Here is an 18,796-nt window from a genome sequence, read left to right as displayed (position 1 = left end):
AATTATTTATAAATTTAAAGTTATTTTCACCTTCTAATTAATTTCTTAAAGTATCACAAACTTCGGTAGATCAATAGGCATTGGTATGATTTTGCTATATTTGAAACCATAAAATAAGATTCAATTTAATGCACGAAAAAGAGTTACAGATAGAGGTAATGAGATCGATGGAAAAGAATATGGACGAGTTCATCGCGTCATATCTTACACCGATCGAGAAAATATGGCAACCTTCGGATTTCCTTCCGGACAGTTCCAGCGATAATTTCAAAGATGAAATCGAGGAACTGCAAACGTTTGCCAGAGAAATGCCTTATGATCTTTTCGTAACATTGATAGGCGATTGCATCACAGAAGAAGCATTACCAACTTATGAATCTTGGTTGATGAACCTCGATGGCGTAAATCAAGAAAAAAATACAGGCTGGACCAAATGGATCAGAGCCTGGACCGCAGAAGAAAACCGTCACGGCGACCTTCTCGGAAAATATCTTTACCTCTGCGGTCGCGTGAATATGCGCGAGATGGAGATCACAACACAACATCTCATCAGCGATGGTTTCGACATCGGAACCAGTTCAGACCCTTATAAAAATTTCGTTTACACCAGTTTTCAGGAAACCGCAACCAATATTTCGCACAGAAGAGTAGGGACTTTGGCAAAGCAGTCCGGAAATAAAAAATTAGCACAAATGTGTGGCGTCATCGCAGCAGATGAAGCTAGACACGCCAAGGCTTACAAGGATTTCTCATCAAGGATTTTCGAGATGGACGCCAGCGGAATGATGCTCGCCTTCGAAGATATGATGAAAAGGAAAATCGTGATGCCAGCACATCTGCTCAGGGAATCTGGTCAAAAAGCCGGCGAACTTTGGGAACATTTTTCCGATGCTGCTCAGAGAGCTATGGTTTACACAGCGCAAGATTATATCAATATTCTATCTGATCTTTTGGATGAATGGAAAATCGACCAAATGAAAAACCTGAATGACCAAGCAGAAAGAGCGAGAGATTATCTGATGAAACTGCCAGACAGATTGCAAAGGATCTCAGACAGGATCAAAACACCGGAACTGCCTTACAGTTTCAAATGGGTGAAAAGTTAAAATAGAATGCGCTGTCTCAGCGCATTTTTCATGAATGATGAGCAATAATACTAAGATTACAATCGATGTATTTTGTTTGGTTTAATATCTTAGTTTCTATCTTCAAAAGGAATTTATATAATTCGTATATTTGCAGACTTATTTTTTTTAATAATAACGATGATAAAAAGTAATAAAAAATTAGCAATCGATTTTGACGGAACCATAGTGGACGACGCTTATCCGGGAATTGGCAAAACAAAAACCTTTGCATTCGAAACCCTGAAAAAACTTCAAGGTGAAGGTTATAGACTGATTCTTTGGACGTACAGACACGGTAAATCTTTAGAAGATGCTGTAGAATTCTGCAGAAAGAACGGCTTGGAATTTTACGCAGTGAACTCAAGTTTCGAAGGTGAAGTTTTCGACCACGAAACACAATCCAGAAAATTGGACGCCGACCTTTTCATAGACGATAGAAATCTTGGCGGATTCCCAGGTTGGGGCGAGATCTACCAGATCATCAATGAGAAAATTGAGTTTCAAGTAGCTGGAGGCGAAGTCTTTGCTTACTCAAAAATGAAAAAAGAAAAGAAGAAAGGTCTTTTTTGGTAAAATAAATCTAACAATTTAATAATGTAACAATCTACCAATGGAAAATTGTTACACTATTACATTCATACATTGGTATATTAAAGAACAATGATTCAACTCAAAACAATAGAGGAGCTTCGGTTGATGAAGCAAAGTGCAAGATTGGTTTCCCAGACTTTGGGAATGTTGGCCAAGGAAATAAAGCCGGGCGTTACAACTTTACATCTTGACAAATTAGCTTACGATTTTATCAAAGATCACGGTGCAGAACCAGCATTTTTAGGTTATGGCGGATTTCCTGCCTCGCTTTGCATTTCTCCGAATGACCAAGTTGTTCACGGCATTCCAAACACAGAACCAGTAAAAGAAGGGACGATTTTGTCTGTAGATTGCGGCGTTTTCTGGAACGGATTTGTGGGCGATCATGCTTACACTTTTGAAGTCGGGGAAGTTTCTGCTGAAGACAAAAAATTGTTAAAAGTTGCGAAAGAATCTTTGTACAAAGGCATAGAACAATGTGTGAGAGGAAAACGTGTTGGTGATATTTCCAACGCGATCCAAAAACATTGTGAGAAAGAAGGCTACGGCGTGGTCCGTGAATTGGTCGGTCACGGCGTTGGTAGAAAAATGCATGAAGATCCTCAGGTTCCAAACTACGGAAAACCTGGAAGTGGAAAAGTTCTTAAAGACGGAATTGCACTTGCTATCGAACCCATGATCAATCTTGGAACCGAGAAAGTGAAGTTTCACAATGACGGTTGGACAGTGACGACTTTGGACAACAAAACATCTGCACATTTCGAACACGACGTTTGCATCATCAACGGAAAACCGGTTTTGCTTTCCACTTACGATTACATCTACGAAGCTTTGGGAATTAAATCGGATGAGGAAAAAGCGTTTCAGCTGGATTTTTAATTTCAAAATATATGGGAATCAAAGTTATAATTACCGGATCTACAGGAATGGTTGGCGAAGGTGTTCTTTTGGAATGTCTTCAAAATTCGGATGTAGAAAAAGTATTGATTCTCAACAGAAAATCCTATTCGATTTCTGATCCAAAATTGGAAGAGATTCTAATTAAAGATTTCTTTGATTTAAATTCAATAATTGAGAAGGTAAAAGATTTTGACGCGTGTTTTTTCTGTGCTGGTATAAGTTCTGTTGGAATGAACGAAGCAGATTACACGAAAGTGACTTACGACATGACATTATCTGTTGCCGAATTTCTTTCCAAGCAAAATCCAGACCTGGTTTTCAATTATATTTCTGGACAAAGCACCGACAGTTCCGAAAACGGAAAAATAATGTGGGCTAGAGTAAAAGGGAAAACTGAAAATGACTTGTTGAAATTACCTTTCAAAGCGGTCTATAATTTTCGTCCCGGTTTTATGGAGCCTGTAAAAGGACAGAAAAATATCAAACCATTTTTCAAGATCTTGTTGCTGCTGACTCCGATTTTCAAATTAATCTTACCAAAATCCGTTTGTACACTCGATGAAGTTGGACGAGCAATGGTGAACAGTGTTACAAAAGGCTATTATAAAAATATTCTGGAAGTAGCTGATATTAAATCGTTATCGAAAAAATAAATTGAAAAAATTCACCAAGTTTTTACTGAACAAAATCCCAAGACCAATGCTTATTAACTTAAGCATTTTTTTGCGTCCGTTGATTGTTCTCTTTTTCAAAGGTGATAATTTCACCGATCCGATCGATGGTAAATCTTACCGCAAATTTTTACCGTACGGCTACGGAAAACAACGTGCGAATGCGCTTTCGCCAGGAACTTTGTCATTAGAAAGACACCGCCAAATGTGGCTTTATCTTCAAAACGAAACTGATTTTTTTACAGCGAAATTAAAGGTTCTTCACATTGCACCAGAGCAGGAATTTTTGAGAAAATTCAAAAAAATGAAAAATCTGGATTACACTTCGGCCGATCTTTTCTCGCCAATTGTGGATGTGAAAGCGGATATTTTGGATTTGCCTTTTGAAGATAATACTTATGATGTCATCATCTGCAACCACGTTTTGGAACATATTATTGATGATAGAAAAGCAATGTCCGAACTTTACCGAGTGATGAAACCAAAAGGCTGGGGAATCGTGCAAGTTCCGATGAAAAATTCGCTCGAAACAACTTACGAAGATTTCACAATTACAGATCCTAAGGAACGTCAAAAGCACTTTGGGCAGTACGATCACGTGCGTTGGTATGGAATGGATTATTTCGATCGATTGAAAAGTGTTGGTTTTGAAGCTGATGCTAATTTCTATTCTCAAAAATACTCGGACGCGGAGATCAAGAGATTTGGTCTTAACAAAAATGAGATTCTTCCTGTCGTAAGGAAATAGTCACTGTTTTCACTTTAATTACTTCTCTGTCAGAAACGTCGAACGGTTGACCCAATAATCGAAGATCCCGACGCATAGATAATAGATTCCGCCAAACATCATATTCATCAAAATATCTTTATCTGAGTTGATGAGGTAGAGCATGGACAACAGAAGGATGAAAAACCACAAGAGCAATTTTCCCGCATAAACGCCTGCAACTCTGGCAACCATTTCCTCATCTTTCACCGTTTGAGATTGGATCAGACATTGTATCAACATCACAAGATAGCCACAGGTCAATTCTTCTTGCTGGAAAAGATCAAATGTGTAGAAGTAGCCGATTGCACCCAAAGAGACCAGACCAAAGATTAGAAATTTCAGAAACATTCCGCCTTTGAAGCTTTTCGAGAAAATTAGAATGGAAAAAATAAAAAGCGGATAAACCAAAAATACCGAGTACAACATATACTTGTAGATCAATAATTCCGGCGTTTCCTCTCCATCAGAGGTCCAGAATAACCTGAAGTAAAGGAAGGAAAGGTAGAAGGAATTGAGCGTGTAGAAGATTGGTAAATATTTATTTTTCTTATTCATTCCTGCCATAGATTTTCTGTTTAGTCAAATTACGAAAATTACTTTTCTTACTATGTCAAAGTTATCATAAATCTTTATGGTATCAAATATCAAAATAAATTTCGACTCCACCAATTCACTTACTTTGCAATCTATTTTTAGTAAAAACTAATCAGTAGAATTGGTAATCCAGTCTGTAATTCAGGTAAGTTGCTTGTGAAAATTAGAACATATTTTTGTTGTAATTAAAAGTACCAAATTTGTGATGCACGTTTGAGATCATTTTTGAAGCAAACCAAAGTTGTTTTTCTTTACCATTTAAATCAAATCGACAAAAGTGTTTCAAACATTTGTTTGATTGTATTATGTTAAATATTCATTAAAATATTTTTTTAACTGATTGGATTTCAGTAATAATAGTTTTTCTTGATTATATTTGATAGATTTTATTATTGGATACATAATGTGTATTTTATATTTAATCAATAAATTTGAACGTTTGTTTGAAAACACATCTAAAAAATTAGTATTTATGAGGAATATCGCGCTTAGCTTTTTTGTTGTTTTAGGTCTTTTGACATCATGTTCCAAGTCAGAGAACAAAGACGAGAAAAAAGAATTACCGCCTCAACCATATCAATATATCGTTGCAAAAAGTGGTCCCGCTGAAAATTTGACACAATATCCTGCCAGACTGGAAGGGATTGAAAATGTAGAGATCCGTCCGAAAATAGACGGTTTCGTAGAAAAGATCTACGTCGATGAAGGCAGCCAGGTCAGCAAAGGACAATTGCTTTTTCTCATTAGAAATCCTCAGTACGAACAATCAGTTTTAGCAGCACAGGCAACAGTAAACAGCGCAAGAGCAGCAGTTGCGACCGCACAAATGCAAGTCACTAAGACCAAACCTTTGGTTGACAAAAAGATCATCTCCGCTTACGAACTACAGTCTGCAGAATTGGCGCTCAAATCTGCGAAAGCCTCATTGGCAGAGACTCAGGCTCAATTGACTAACGCTCAAGTGAATGCAGGTTACACGAAACTTTACAGTCCTGTGAGTGGTGTGGTTGGGACTTTACCGTACAAGGCTGGAAGTTACATCAGCACAGCTACAGCACAACCTTTAACTACGGTTTCGAATGTTTCAAAAATATTCGCTTATTTTTCAATTAATGAAAAACAACAGCTGGAATTCTTCAAACACGCAGAAGGTGCGACAATTAAGGAAAAATTGAAAAATTCTCCATTGGTAGAATTGCTTCTTTCCGATGGAAGCAAATACGACGAAAAAGGTAAAATAGAATCCATCAGCGGATTGGTAGACCCGAACACAGGTTCGTTCTCAATGCGTGCCACTTTCCCAAATCCAAAAGGGTTGATCCGAAGTGGTTACAGTGCAACGGTTCAATTGCCGAACAATATGGAGAATGTCATCATCATTCCACAAGCAGCGACGTACGAACTTCAAGGTAAAGTTTTGGTTTATCTGATCGGCGCTGATAACAAAGTGAAATCTACCGAGATCAAAGTTGAAGATCTTCCAGACGGAATGACTTACGCCGTGACTTCAGGATTGAAACAAGGTGATAAGATCGTGGTAGAAGGCATTGGTCTTCTGAAAGATGAAACCGTGGTTGTCCCAAAGGAAACGACGCTTCAAAACGTGATCGCGAGAAAGTAGCCTTTCAAATTATTTCATCAATGTCTAAAGTGAGAATTTGAAAGCTTTTAATTTTGGAAGTCTTTTATCTTTCCTCTTTTTTCTTTTAGTCTAAAAAATATGTTTAAAAAATTTATAGAACGTCCGGTATTATCCACCGTAATTTCCATTATCATCGTGATTCTCGGTGTTTTGGGGATTGTGACCTTACCGGTTTCCCAATATCCAGATATTGCACCGCCAACGGTCGTGGTGAATACAAGTTACCAAGGTGCAAACGCCGATGTTATTCTCAAAAGTGTTATTGTTCCGCTGGAAGAGCAGATCAATGGGGTAGAGGGAATGACGTATATGACCTCTTCCGCCACCAATGACGGTTCTGGTTCGGTGACAGTTTATTTCAAGCAGGGTGTTGACCCAGATATCGCGGCGGTAAACGTTCAGAACAGGGTTTCCAGAGCCAACTCACTTTTACCAAGAGAGGTGACGCAAGCGGGAGTTACGGTTTTGAAGAGACAAAGTTCCAACGTTTTGATCTTCTCGCTTTATAGTGAGAACCCGAATTACGATATGACCTTCCTTCAAAATTACACCAATATCAACATCGTTCCACAGATCAAAAGGGTAACGGGTGTTGGTGATGTGACGGTTTTCGGCTCCAAGGATTATTCGATAAGAATTTGGCTGGACCCAAACAAGATGGCTTCCTATGGCTTGGTTCCTTCCGATATCAGCACACTTTTGGCTGAACAGAATATCGAGGCCGCGCCGGGAAGTTTAGGTGACGAAAGTGACCAGAGTTTCCGATACACCTTGAAATATAAAGGTAGATTGACCGAACTTCCAGAATTTGACAATATCATCATCAAAGCGACTGAGAACGGACAAACTTTAAAGTTAAAAGACGTTGCCAGAGTAGAACTCGGTGCGCAGGATTATACAGGAAGCAGTTTTACAGACGGAAGTCCTTCCATCGGTATGGCAGTGGCGCAGACGGCGGGTTCCAATGCGCAGGAAGTGATCGACCAATCGATTGCGGTTCTTGATAAAGCACAGGAATCTTTTCCGAAAGGTGTGAAATATGTTGCACTAGTCAACGCCAACGACTTTTTGGATGCGTCCATTGAAAAGGTAATTCACACATTGTTTGAAGCGTTTATCCTTGTATTCATCGTGGTTTTCCTTTTCCTTCAGGATTGGCGTTCGACTTTGATTCCGGCGATTTCGGTTCCGGTGGCGATTGTGGGAACGTTTTTCTTTTTAAGTATTTTCGGATTTACCATTAATCTATTGACGCTATTCGCCTTGATTTTGGCGGTAGGTATTGTGGTCGATGATGCGATTGTGGTCGTAGAAGCCGTTCACAGTAAACTTGAAAACGGCGAAAAATCACCACTTCGAGCTTCGGTAACTGCGATGGACGAGATCAGTGGTGCGATTATCAGTATTACGTTGGTAATGGCGGCGGTTTTCATTCCGGTGAGTTTTATCTCTGGTTCGGCCGGGGTTTTCTACAAACAGTTTGGATTGACCTTGGCGATTTCGATTATCTTATCAGCCGTAAATGCATTGACATTAAGTCCGGCTCTATGTGCGATTTTCCTTAAGCCTCATTCTCACGAAGAGAAAAAAAAGAATTTCCTCGAAAGATTCTTTACCAATTTCAACATCATTTTTGATGCGATGGTCAAGAAATATACGAGAGGGATTTTATTTTTATTAAAGAAAAAATGGATTGCTTTCGCAGGTCTCGCGGTTTTCGCTGGAATCTTCGTTTGGTTAATGAATACGACACCGAAATCCTTCGTTCCAAGTGAAGATATGGGTGGGATTTTTATGGATATCTCGCTTCCAATCGGTTCTAATGAAAACAGGACGAAGGAAGTGATGCAAAAGGTGGAAAACATCGTCAAAAAACAACCGGAAGTGCTTCACATCTTTAAAGTTTCTGGTCGTGGAATGATAAGTGGAAGTGGTTCCAACAACGGAATGCTCATCGTAAAACTAAAAGACTGGAAAGACAGAACCGATAAAGGCACCGACCTTCAATCTTTCGTTGCGAGAATGTACAAAGAAACTGCAGGAATCAAGGATGCAAAAATGACCTTCTTCGGAAGACCAACTTTGCAAGGTTTTGGTAATGCCGCCGGTTTCGAAATGCAGATTCAGGACCAGAAAGGTGGAAGCATCGCCGACTTGACCAAAGTGACCAATGATTTCATCGATAAAATGAATCAGCAACCGGACATTCAAAGAACGTTCACATCTTTCAATCCGAACTATCCGCAATATATGATTGATATTGATATTGCCGCAACGAAAGCCGCAGGATTCTCTGTTAATGATATCTTGACGACAATGCAAGGTTATTACGGTGGTGTTTACGCTTCCAATGTCAATCTTTTCGGTAAACAATATCGTGTGATTTATCAAGCGCCTTTCGAAGACCGAGAAAATCTGGAAAGTTTCAATATGATTCAGGTTCGAAATGCAAATGGCGAAATGGCTCCTTTGAGCAGATTCATCACAGCAAAAAGAGTTTACGGACCGCAGGCAATCGGCCGATTCAATCTATTTACAGCAATCTCTCTGAACGGAACACCAAATCCTGGTTTCTCTTCTGGAGACGCAATCAACACCGTAGAAAGAGTGGCGAAGGAAACTTTACCTCAAGGTTACGGCTTCGAGTTTTCTGGATTGACGAGAGAGGAAGTTACCGCGGGAGGACAAACGGTTTACATCTTCATCTTGTGTTGTGTATTCGTTTATTTCCTTTTGGCAGCGCAGTACGAGAGTTATATTTTACCTTTTGCGGTAATGCTGTCATTGCCGGTTGGTTTGGCTGGTGTAATGATGTTCAGCAGCTGGATTGGTGGTTCTAATAATATCTACACGCAGATTTCATTAATAATGCTAATCGGACTCTTGGCGAAAAATGCGATTCTAATTGTAGAATTTGCCCTAGATGCAAGGAAAAAAGGTTATACCATTGCACACGCAGCAATCAGTGGCGCTAAACAAAGGCTTCGTCCGATTTTGATGACCTCATTCGCGTTCATTTTCGGTTTGATTCCATTGGCGATTTCAACTGGAGCAGGAGCGGTAGGTAACCAATCCATCGGAATTGGAGCGATTGGAGGAATGCTTTTCGGAACTATATTCGGGGTATTTTTTATTCCGATTTTGTTTGCAATCTTTATGTATTTGCAAGAGAAAGTGAGCAGCAAAAAAGTGTCTGATAAATACGAAGGCGAACTAAGCGAATAACCAAAAGTTGAGAACAATGAAACGCATAGCGTTCCATATGACCTCTTTAAAATTAAATCTAACAGATGAATTTAAAAAATCTAATCATATTAGCAGGTGTCGCTGGTTTCTTTTACTCTTGTAAAGTCACAGATACTTATAAAACTCCAGAGGTCGAGCAAAGCCGAAAAGACAATCTCTTCCGACAAAAAACCAACAACGACAGCACGTCTGTCGCAAATGTGCAGTGGAAGCAGATTTTCACCGATGAAAAACTTCAAGGGATTATCAATAAAACCATTCAGAACAATCTGGATTTAAAAATAGCCGTGACCAGGATTCAGGAAGCCAGCGCAGTTTTTAAACAATCCAAACTTCAAAATCTTCCAAGTGTAGATGGTATTGCTTCTATCACGGAAACTAAAAATAGTGGCGCAGCGCAAGGTGGTAATTTTGTAATGCCTGATTTGTTGGTTTACAGATTGGGGATTTCCACTGGTTGGGAAATAGATGTTTGGGGAAGAATCAAAGCGCTTAAAAACTCAGCGTACGCAGGATTTCTTCAGACCGACGCAGCGAAACGTGCTGTCCAGACACAAATGGTTGCTCAGGCCGCCAGTTTGTATTATCAATTGATTTCTTTGGATAAACAATTGGAAATCACAAAACAAACCATCGAACTCCGTAAAAAAGATGTGGAAACTGTCGAGCTTTTGATGGACGCCGCTTATTTGACTGGAGCAGACGTGGAGCAGAGCAAGGCCAATCTTTATTCAGCGCAGTTGACCGTTCCGGATTTGGAATTGCAAATCCAGCAGACAGAAAATGCCTTGACTATTTTGATGAATGACAATCCGCAATCCATCGAGAGAAATTCCATCGATTCCCAAGTCGTTTACACCGATTTGAAAACCGGCGTTCCGGCATCATTACTGAAAAACCGTCCCGATGTTCAAGCTGCAGAATTGACCTTCCGACAAGCTTTCGAAAACAAAAATATGGCAATGGCACAGGTTTATCCTACCATCAGCATCACAGGAACTTTGGGCTTGTCATCCAGAACCTTGGAAAGTTTTTTCACCAATTCTTTGTTCTACACGCTTGGAGGAACGGTAACGCAGAATATCTTCCAAATGGGAACCAGAAAAGCCCAGGTCAGAATAATGGAAGCCCGAAAAATGCAGGCCTATTATACATTTGAAAAGACCTTGTTAACGGCTGGTTCCGAAGTTTCAAACTCATTACTGTCTTATCAAAAAGCAAAAGAAAAAGAAACCACAAGACAACTTCAAATCCAGTCTTTGGAAAAAGCGTTGGAATACAACAAGGAGTTATTAACCTACTCATCCAATACCAATTACGTGAATGTGTTGACGTCCGAGCAATCCTTATTACAAGCAAGACTTTCCGGCGTGAATGACAAATTACAACAATTGCAAGCCGTTACCGAATTCTACAGAGCGCTTGGTGGCGGACAATTTTAGAGACCAAATTTTTACCTATTATATTTAAAACCTGACAGTTTTGTTGGGTTTTTCTTTATTTAATATCAATCCTATCAAAAAAATCAGTAGTTTGGTAAGACCAAAAAAAATAAAGTATGAGCAAATTTTCAATCGAAGCTTTCGTCAACGAGACCAAAGAAAATTCACAGGAAAAAGACTATTTCGAGCTGGAGAAACCAGAACTTTTGGAAATCAACCTAAACAATCAGGCGGTTTGGACCAAGGCCGGAAGTATGGTCGGCTACGTTGGAAACGTCAATTTCGAAAGACAAGGAATGCTTTCCGGCGGACTGGGCAACCTTCTCAAAAAAGCAATTTCGGGCGAAGGCACAAAACTGATGAAAGCCGAAGGAACCGGCAGATTGTACGTTGCAGACAACGGCAAAAAAGTGAGAATCCTTTACCTAGAAAATGAATCCATCTCCGTCAACGGAAACGACGTTTTGGCGCACGACCAAAGCATCAAAAGCGACATCAAAATGCTGAAAAGCATTGCAGGTGTAATGGCAGGCGGACTTTTCCAAGTGAAACTTACGGGAACCGGCCACATCGCCATCACCACGCACGGCCATCCATTGACGCTTTTGGTAACGCCAGATGCGCCAGTTTTCACAGACCCAAACGCAACAGTCGCGTGGTCCGGAAACCTGACACCAGAACTTAAAACCAACGTTTCCCTCAAAAGCCTCATCGGCAGAGGAAGTGGCGAAGAATTCCAAATGAAATTTTCCGGCAACGGTTGGGTGTTGATTCAGCCATACGAGGAAGTTTACATCGTAACAAAATAAATTTTTAGGAGCTTAATCCCGCTATCCACTATTACTCCTCGCGCCAAAGCTTTTCCCAAGGTTTGCTGTGGGGTAACCGTTACTATCGGGGCTATGAATGACTACAACCTCAGGGAATTTTCTCTGAGGTTTTTTGTTTGACTTTTCTTATTAAAACAAATGAATTCTCTAATTTCTAAAATCTAATCTCTAATTTCTTTTAAAAATTAGAATCGTTAAATTTGCCCTATGTCTGCTTTAGAAAAATTCGGGGTTGAGATTTTTACGCAACACAATATCTTTGAAAGAATCTCCGCCGACAAACCTTTCCGTCCCGATAATCCTGCTTTTATCTTTATCAGAAGCGGTTCTATCAAACTGCGACAGCATTTCAGCGACCTCGAACTGTCGGCTAATATGTTTATGGTGACCGACCCGCAGACCGTTTACGAACTCATTTCTGTAAGCGACGATTTTCAGTCGAGGATGGTTTCTTACAAACGGGAATTTATTTCGGCTTTGTCTTTGAAATTTAATCGGTTAATAACGTACCGATATTTCCGTCAGCAGATGAATGTGGGCGTTCCTTTTCATCAGGATGATATGGATGTAGTTTGGAAAAGTGTCAATTTTTTAAAATATATTCTCGATTCTCAGACAGAGATGACATATAAAAAGGAAATGGTGGAGCACCTTTTCTCGGTTTTCTGTTACCAAATGGCAGGAATTATATCCAGTGAGGACAGCAACTCAATGAATCAGATGTCGAGACAGGAGGAAATTGTTTTCGTTTTTCTCAATGATTTGGCTTCTCATCATCATAATGACAGAACGGTAGAGTTCTACGCCGAACGACAGTCGATTACAACCAGACATCTTTCGTCAGTGGTAAAAACTATTACAGGAAAGTCGGCGAGTCAGATTATTGCTTTAATTGTAATCAATGAAGCAAAAGTGTTATTGAACTCTTCTAATAAGCCTGTTTCAGAGATTTCTACCATCCTTGGTTTCAGCGACCAGTATTCATTTTCCCACTTTTTTAAAAAACATTTAGAAGTAAGTCCTTCACAGTACCGAAATCAGTTCGAAAGTTAGAATACTACATTTGAACATCTTTTTCCAAATCTCAAACATTTGTTTGAGATTGCATCCGTCGTAACTTTGCTTCGTTAAACAAGGTAAAATGACAAAAAACATAAAAACAGCACTGTCACTCGTGATGGCTATCTTTCCCGCGCTGTTTTTTTCACAAGAAATAAAACAGATGACAGCAAATGAAGTTGCCGAACTGGCGCTTCAGAACCACTACCAATTGAAGGTTTCGGCACAGAATATCAATATTGCCAAACAACAGACTGATATTACAAAACTTCAGAAACTCCCTTCCATCACAGCTTCAACAACTCAATTTTATTTGGGAAATGTGGTGGCAATCGACAAAGATTTTTCCAACTCAACCGCGATTCCGATGCCTCATTACGGAAGTACGTATGGTGTGCAGGCTACTCAACTGATTTTCAAAGGTGGATTGGTTAATAAATCTATCGAATTGGCCGGACTTCGTGAACAGCTTTCTGAACTGGATTTAGAAAAGAATGAGCAGGATGTAAAATTTTTAGTGATTTCAAATTATCTGGATGTTTATAAAATCATCAACCAACAATCGGTTTTTGATAATAATAAAAAACTGGCTCAGCAACGTTTGAAGAACATCAACGATTTCTACAAACAGGGAATGGTAACAAGAAATGAAGTCATCCGTGGGGAACTGGCTATTAAAAATCTAGACCAAAGCATTTTGACTTTAGCGAACAACAGAAAAATCCTCAATTACAATTTAAATATCGGTTTAGGATTGCCTGCCGACACCGAAATTATTCCGGTCGAAAATTTAGAAAATAAAGAATCGGGAATTGGGATGGATTATTATTTAAATCTCGCTCACGACAGCAATCCACAATTGAAATCTGCACAAACCAATATCGGTGTTGCGGACAAGAATATTGAAATCATTAAAACAGACAGAATGCCGACGCTTTCAGGTTTCGGTGGTTACAGTCTGCAAAGACCGATTACCAATAGAAATCCTGTATTGGATATGTATGCGAGCGGTTGGCAAGGTGGAATTTCTTTAAGTTACAACATCGATAATCTGTATAAAACCAAAGAAAAAGTAAAGCTGGGCGAATTCCAGAAAATGCAGGCTAATGACGCTTTGACTTTGACCCAACAGAATATTGATATGAATGTCAATGCTTCGTATGTAAAATATCAGGAGGCGATTCAGCAGGCCGATATATTAAATGATGCGAAAAGACTGGCGGAAGAAAACTATAAAATCACTGAAGCAAAGTACCTCAATCAATTGGCGGTACAGGCAGAAATGATTGATGCGCAAAACCAGAAACTTCAGTCAGAACTAGACTTTGCGAATGGGGAAATCAATGTGCTGTATCAATACTTTAACTTATTGAAATCTACTGGAACACTTTGATTTCAAATGTAAATTTTCAAAAGAATTTTTCTTTGCCCCAACCCTAAAGGGAGGAAAAATTCTCTTGAAAATTGGTCAAAATTACGCTTTAGGGCTGGGGAAATAATTTTGAACAATTTTTAAATGACTAAAAGTAATAATAGAAAAAAATAAATAAACATAAATTCAACAAGTTGATTTTACTAAGCTTGTACGTAAGCTTCGCGAAGCAAATTTATTTGCCTTTGCACTCTTAAAATTAAGCGGTTTCAAATGAAATCTTTGCGTTTTAAAAAAAAGCATTGCGAAGCTCAAAACATTTAATAAAAAAACTCTCTGAACTTTATGTTCAAAAAAATATAAAAACAATGGAAAACAAGGAACAAAATACTCAGGATACACAACCACAAGCGCCGGTAAAACCTGTGGTTTCAAGTGCTGAAGCCAAGAAAAAACAAAACAGAAAGAATAAAATCAGAGCCATCATTTCAAACGTTATCGTTTTTGCGGTGATAGGTTTCGGATTGTTTTGGCTGATTCGTCAGTACTTTCACATCGGCGACAAAACCTATACGGAAGCGGCTCAGGTGGAAGAATTTATCAATCCAATCAACACCAGAGTTTCGGCTTATATTAAAGAAATAAAATTCATTGAGCATCAGGAGGTGAAAAAAGGCGATACATTGGCCATTTTGGATGACCGTGAAATCATTACGCAACTCGGACAGGCGGAAGCGGCTTATCAGAATGCTTTGGCTCAACGTTCGGCTACAGGTTCTTCAATCAATACCGTTTCCAACAACGTCAGCGTGATGGAATCCAACATCGCCGGAGCAAAAGCAAGATTGTGGAATGCCGAACAGAATTTAGGCCGATACAAAAACCTTTTGGCAGCAGAAGCGGTGACGAGACAGCAATTTGACCAGGCCAAAACAGAATACGATGCGCAAAAAGCAGCCTACGAAACTTTGGTCAATCAGAAGCAGTCGGCCAACCTTTCGACAACCGAAGTGAAAAGCAAATTAGGCATCAACGATGCCGAAATCAAAAGAACAAAAGCTGCTTTGGATATGGCGAAAATCAATCTTTCATATACAGTAATTACTGCGCCGTACGATGGCGTGATGGGAAGAAGGACAATTTCTGAAGGGCAGTTAATTCAGCCTGGACAGCAGGTTGCTACCATCGTTTTAAACAATCAAAAATGGGTAACCGCTAATTTCCTTGAAAGCCAGATGCCAAATATTAAAATCGGTGAAAAACTAATGATGACTGCAGATGCTTTAGGCGGAAAACAGTTTGAAGGAAAAGTCACCGCAGTTTCAGCCGCAACCGGTTCAAGATATTCAAGCGTTCCAACGGATAATTCAACCGGAAACTTCATCAAAGTACAACAAAGAATTCCCGTAAGAATCGAGTTTACAGATGCCAATAAAAAAGAAGATGTGACGAAACTGAGCGCGGGGATGAATATGAATGTGAGCGTAGCAAGTAAAAAGTAAAAAGAATCAAGTAAAAAGTAGTGCGGTCGAAGTAAAAAGATTTTGTTAAAGAGAAAGTTTTAGTAATCGATGATTTAATTATTAAGTACTTCCAACACCCTGGCTCTTTTGCCTTTTTACTTGGCTCTTACAAACCTAAAACTATGTATAATAAAGGTCTTTTCAGCGATTGGGTTCCGAAACCCGTACAGCTTCTGATGATGGTTTTACTGCTTATCGTGGTGATGCCGTTGGGAGGCGTTTACACCGGAAACATCAGTTTTATGGTGGGCGGAACCGGCGTGATGCAAGAATATTTCCTATGGGCAAATTATGCCACCACTATTGGGATGGGAGCGTGTATGCCTGTGGTTTTAAGAATGAAAATGCGGTTCAAAGTCCGTGATAAATTGGTGATTTTATTGGTGCTTCTCGGTGCACTAAGTTATTTCAACGCAACCACTTTCGAACCGATGGTTATTGTAATGACCTCTTTGGTTATCGGATTTTTAAAAATGATGATTACCATTGAATTATTTTTACCGTTAATGGCAATGCTGGGCGGACGTGGGATTTTTTACGGCGTTTTCTATACATTTGTTTTAATATTAAATCAGGTTTCCGCTTATTATGCCGTGGAAGTTTCAATACTGTACAACTTCCAGCAGTTCTTTATTTTGGCAGCGGTGTTGTGTTTCGTCCTGGCATTATTGTGTTGGATTTTGATGCACGATAAATATTTTGCTTTAAAAGTTCCGTTGCATTACATCGATTGGCTCAGCGTCATTTTGTTTGTCTCAACGTTTATGTTTTCCGCGTACGTATTTTCGTTTGGGAAACAGCAGGATTGGCTCAATTCAAAAAACATTATCAACGCAAGCATCGCCGCATTTGTGAGTTTCGCTTTATTGGCCATCCGACAGCTGACTTTGAAAAGACCGTATATTTCCTTTCATATTTTTACCAAAAGCAATGTGCTGAACGGACTGTTTATGCTCCTGTGGCTGGGAATGTTTTTGGGAACAACATCGCTTCAAAACATCTATTCTGTCGGAGTTTTGGGCTACGACCAACTGACGAATGCCAAACTGAATGTGATGATGACGCCCGGATTATTTTTAGCCGGAGTTATCGCTGTATTTTGGTTTAAAAAAGAAAGACCGCTCAAAATGTTCATCTTTTCAGGCTTCGCATCAATGACGGCTTATGCGATTATAATGTATTTTTCAATGGTATTGGAATTTAATTACGAAAACTGGTACTTACCGATGTTCCTGAAAGGCTACGGAATGTGTTCGCTCTTCATCTCGGTCTGGTATTACACGTTAGACAAATTGGAACTCAACGAAATGCTGGCGGCCATCGGATTGGTTTTGGTATGGCGAACCTTCCTTGCCGTAGGATTTTTTTCAGCCCTGTTTTCGTGGTTTCAGTATCAGTTTCAAATCGTCAGTTTAGGAGATTTGGCAGTCTATATGGACGGAATGACCATCACGCCACAAACGGTTGCCATCAATATGAAAACCATTCAGCTCAACGCCATCATCTCCGCCAACAAAAAGATATTTGGCTATATTATCGTTGCCGGTTTCGGAGTGATGTTGTATGTAATCACCCATCATTTCGGAAAACGGACAGAATATTTAAGAGTCATCAGAATCCTCAACGGAAAATCGGTTATCGCCAGACGCAGAGCCCGTGAAAGAAAAAAATTAGAAGAAGACCTCAAAGGCGCCACCGGTCCGGCCTTATAAAGAAACCTTGTTTTTACCCGTAAAGTCTCGTTTTGTTTTTCAAAGCGGGGCTTTACTTTTTTAGGCAAATTGATAAGTTGGATTTAAAATATTAAATTGTTGTTTAATTTATAATAATCATTATACGTTATCATATTAATTCGTTTTTAATGTTATTTATGATTAATAATATTTAAATTTAATTTATTTTGAAATATTAGATAATTAATATTATCTTTACTTGAAACTAAAATTATGAAAGAAAATCTAAAAAACTTAGAGAATCTACACGAAGTGTGGTCTGTCGCCAAACCTAAAAAATTCTCTGCTTACAATAAAATCAAATTTGATGAATTGACCAACTCAATTATGAACAGTGGTCCTTTTTATTATTACATCATCGATTTTTTTGATATGTCAATTTCCAATGTGAGTGATTCAATTTATGATATTCATGATATTGAAGGCCGGAAAGCAACTTTTGATGATGTTCTGAAAGCAATGCATCCTGAAGACGTGGATTTTGTGGTGAAAGCGGAAGCATTTTTGACCAAATTCTTTTCTAATAACATTCACCGTGAAAAACTACTCACGTACAAAATCAGTTACTGTTTCAGGTCCAAGTTGAGAAATGGAAATTATGGATTGTTCAACCATCAGGCTTTGATGTTGACGATGGATGAAGATGGCGGCTACGGAAAATCGCTAAATATCCATACCCATATCGACCATCTGAGTAATCATAATACCTACAAAATTTCATTAATTGGTCTTAATGGTGAGCCATCCTTTATGAATATCAGTCTGGAAGACAACGGAAAGAATACAATCGAATTTTCCAAACGTGAGATAGACATTATCAGGCTCATAAGTAACGGAAAAAGCAATGAGCAAATTGGTCAGGAACTTGTCATCAGTCCGCTCACGGTGAAGAAACATAGAAGCAATATTTTGGAAAAAGCTGAATGTAGCAATACCGCACAGCTTATTAAAAACTGCATTCAGCAGGGGATTCTGTAACTCATTTTTCTATCAAATATTTTCAGAAAAAACACTCCTTTTGGTGTATTTTTTTTTGTTTTTAAAACGATATAACTTTGTGATAAGATCTACTAATTTTTAATTTTAATACAGCTATTTTAATCTTTAAAGCCATTTTAGTAATAATAGCATGACTCACACTTATGATTCAAATGAATTGTGTGCGAACAGAAAATTTTTGGAAAAAAACTTTTTTTTGATTTAGTAATTTATAAATCATAATCTAAAATAATACTTTTCAATGCATTTGTTTTTCAATTATGTTCTGGTTTTTATTAAAAATATTATTTTTTATTTG

The 18,796-nt window shown here is 38.8% G+C and carries 15 protein-coding genes; 14 read left to right on the top strand and 1 reads right to left on the bottom strand.

Annotation, left to right across the window (positions count from 1 at the left end):
* The first annotated feature begins 128 nt into the window (after positions 1–128).
* The 5 genes from BMW39_RS10700 to BMW39_RS10680 all read left to right on the top strand — a co-directional run bounded on the left by BMW39_RS10700 (position 129) and on the right by BMW39_RS10680 (position 4,037).
* Positions 129–1,106, top strand: coding sequence for an acyl-ACP desaturase (locus BMW39_RS10700; RefSeq protein WP_034975245.1), 978 nt, complete (start codon positions 129–131; stop codon positions 1,104–1,106).
* 162 nt (positions 1,107–1,268) lie between these two features.
* Positions 1,269–1,700 carry a BT0820 family HAD-type phosphatase gene (locus BMW39_RS10695; RefSeq protein ID WP_034976119.1) on the top strand — a complete coding sequence of 144 codons (432 nt, stop codon included), beginning with the start codon at positions 1,269–1,271 and terminating at the stop codon, positions 1,698–1,700.
* Between the two features lie 87 nt (positions 1,701–1,787).
* Positions 1,788–2,597 carry a type I methionyl aminopeptidase gene (gene map, locus BMW39_RS10690; protein WP_034975243.1) on the top strand — a complete coding sequence of 270 codons (810 nt, stop codon included), beginning with the start codon at positions 1,788–1,790 and terminating at the stop codon, positions 2,595–2,597.
* A gap of 11 nt (positions 2,598–2,608) precedes the next feature.
* On the top strand, positions 2,609–3,271 hold the full coding sequence (locus BMW39_RS10685) for an NAD-dependent epimerase/dehydratase family protein (RefSeq protein ID WP_034975241.1): 663 nt from the start codon (positions 2,609–2,611) through the stop codon (positions 3,269–3,271).
* A gap of 1 nt (position 3,272) precedes the next feature.
* Positions 3,273–4,037, top strand: coding sequence for a class I SAM-dependent methyltransferase (locus BMW39_RS10680; RefSeq protein ID WP_034975239.1), 765 nt, complete (start codon positions 3,273–3,275; stop codon positions 4,035–4,037).
* An 18-nt stretch (positions 4,038–4,055) separates the two neighbouring features.
* Here the strand turns inward: BMW39_RS10680 and BMW39_RS10675 are convergent, their stop codons facing one another.
* A complete protein-coding gene (locus BMW39_RS10675) occupies positions 4,056–4,613 on the bottom strand; it encodes a hypothetical protein (protein WP_131474317.1) in 558 nt (185 codons plus the stop codon).
* Between the two features lie 511 nt (positions 4,614–5,124).
* On the opposite strand from BMW39_RS10675, the gene BMW39_RS10670 reads away from it, so the two are divergent.
* From BMW39_RS10670 to BMW39_RS10630, 9 genes are all read left to right on the top strand, one after another.
* The gene (locus tag BMW39_RS10670) at positions 5,125–6,273 is read left to right on the top strand and encodes an efflux RND transporter periplasmic adaptor subunit (protein ID WP_051879909.1); all 1,149 of its coding nucleotides are present in this window, start codon (positions 5,125–5,127) and stop codon (positions 6,271–6,273) included.
* Between the two features lie 99 nt (positions 6,274–6,372).
* Positions 6,373–9,519, top strand: a complete 3,147-nt coding sequence (locus tag BMW39_RS10665) for an efflux RND transporter permease subunit (RefSeq protein ID WP_034975235.1) — start codon at positions 6,373–6,375, stop codon at positions 9,517–9,519.
* Between the two features lie 65 nt (positions 9,520–9,584).
* Positions 9,585–10,982, top strand: coding sequence for an efflux transporter outer membrane subunit (locus BMW39_RS10660; RefSeq protein WP_034975233.1), 1,398 nt, complete (start codon positions 9,585–9,587; stop codon positions 10,980–10,982).
* 116 nt (positions 10,983–11,098) lie between these two features.
* Entirely contained in the window at positions 11,099–11,791 is a 693-nt protein-coding gene (locus BMW39_RS10655; protein ID WP_034975231.1) for an AIM24 family protein, read from the top strand.
* 228 nt (positions 11,792–12,019) lie between these two features.
* Positions 12,020–12,865 carry a helix-turn-helix domain-containing protein gene (locus tag BMW39_RS10650; protein ID WP_034975229.1) on the top strand — a complete coding sequence of 282 codons (846 nt, stop codon included), beginning with the start codon at positions 12,020–12,022 and terminating at the stop codon, positions 12,863–12,865.
* Between the two features lie 88 nt (positions 12,866–12,953).
* Positions 12,954–14,264, top strand: a complete 1,311-nt coding sequence (locus tag BMW39_RS10645; protein ID WP_034975227.1) for a TolC family protein — start codon at positions 12,954–12,956, stop codon at positions 14,262–14,264.
* Positions 14,265–14,611: 347 nt separating this feature from the next.
* Positions 14,612–15,745: an HlyD family secretion protein gene (locus BMW39_RS10640; RefSeq protein ID WP_034976113.1), complete on the top strand. Its 1,134-nt coding sequence runs from the start codon at positions 14,612–14,614 to the stop codon at positions 15,743–15,745.
* 143 nt (positions 15,746–15,888) lie between these two features.
* Positions 15,889–17,478 carry a hypothetical protein gene (locus BMW39_RS10635; protein ID WP_034975225.1) on the top strand — a complete coding sequence of 530 codons (1,590 nt, stop codon included), beginning with the start codon at positions 15,889–15,891 and terminating at the stop codon, positions 17,476–17,478.
* 234 nt (positions 17,479–17,712) lie between these two features.
* On the top strand, positions 17,713–18,477 hold the full coding sequence (locus BMW39_RS10630; protein WP_034975223.1) for a response regulator transcription factor: 765 nt from the start codon (positions 17,713–17,715) through the stop codon (positions 18,475–18,477).
* Positions 18,478–18,796: the final 319 nt, after the last annotated feature.

The sequence above is a fragment of the Epilithonimonas lactis genome (genome assembly GCF_900110605.1).
Classification (GTDB): domain Bacteria; phylum Bacteroidota; class Bacteroidia; order Flavobacteriales; family Weeksellaceae; genus Epilithonimonas; species Epilithonimonas lactis.
The sequence above is the reverse complement of the archived record's forward strand: the minus strand, read 5'-3'. Positions and strand labels throughout refer to the sequence as shown.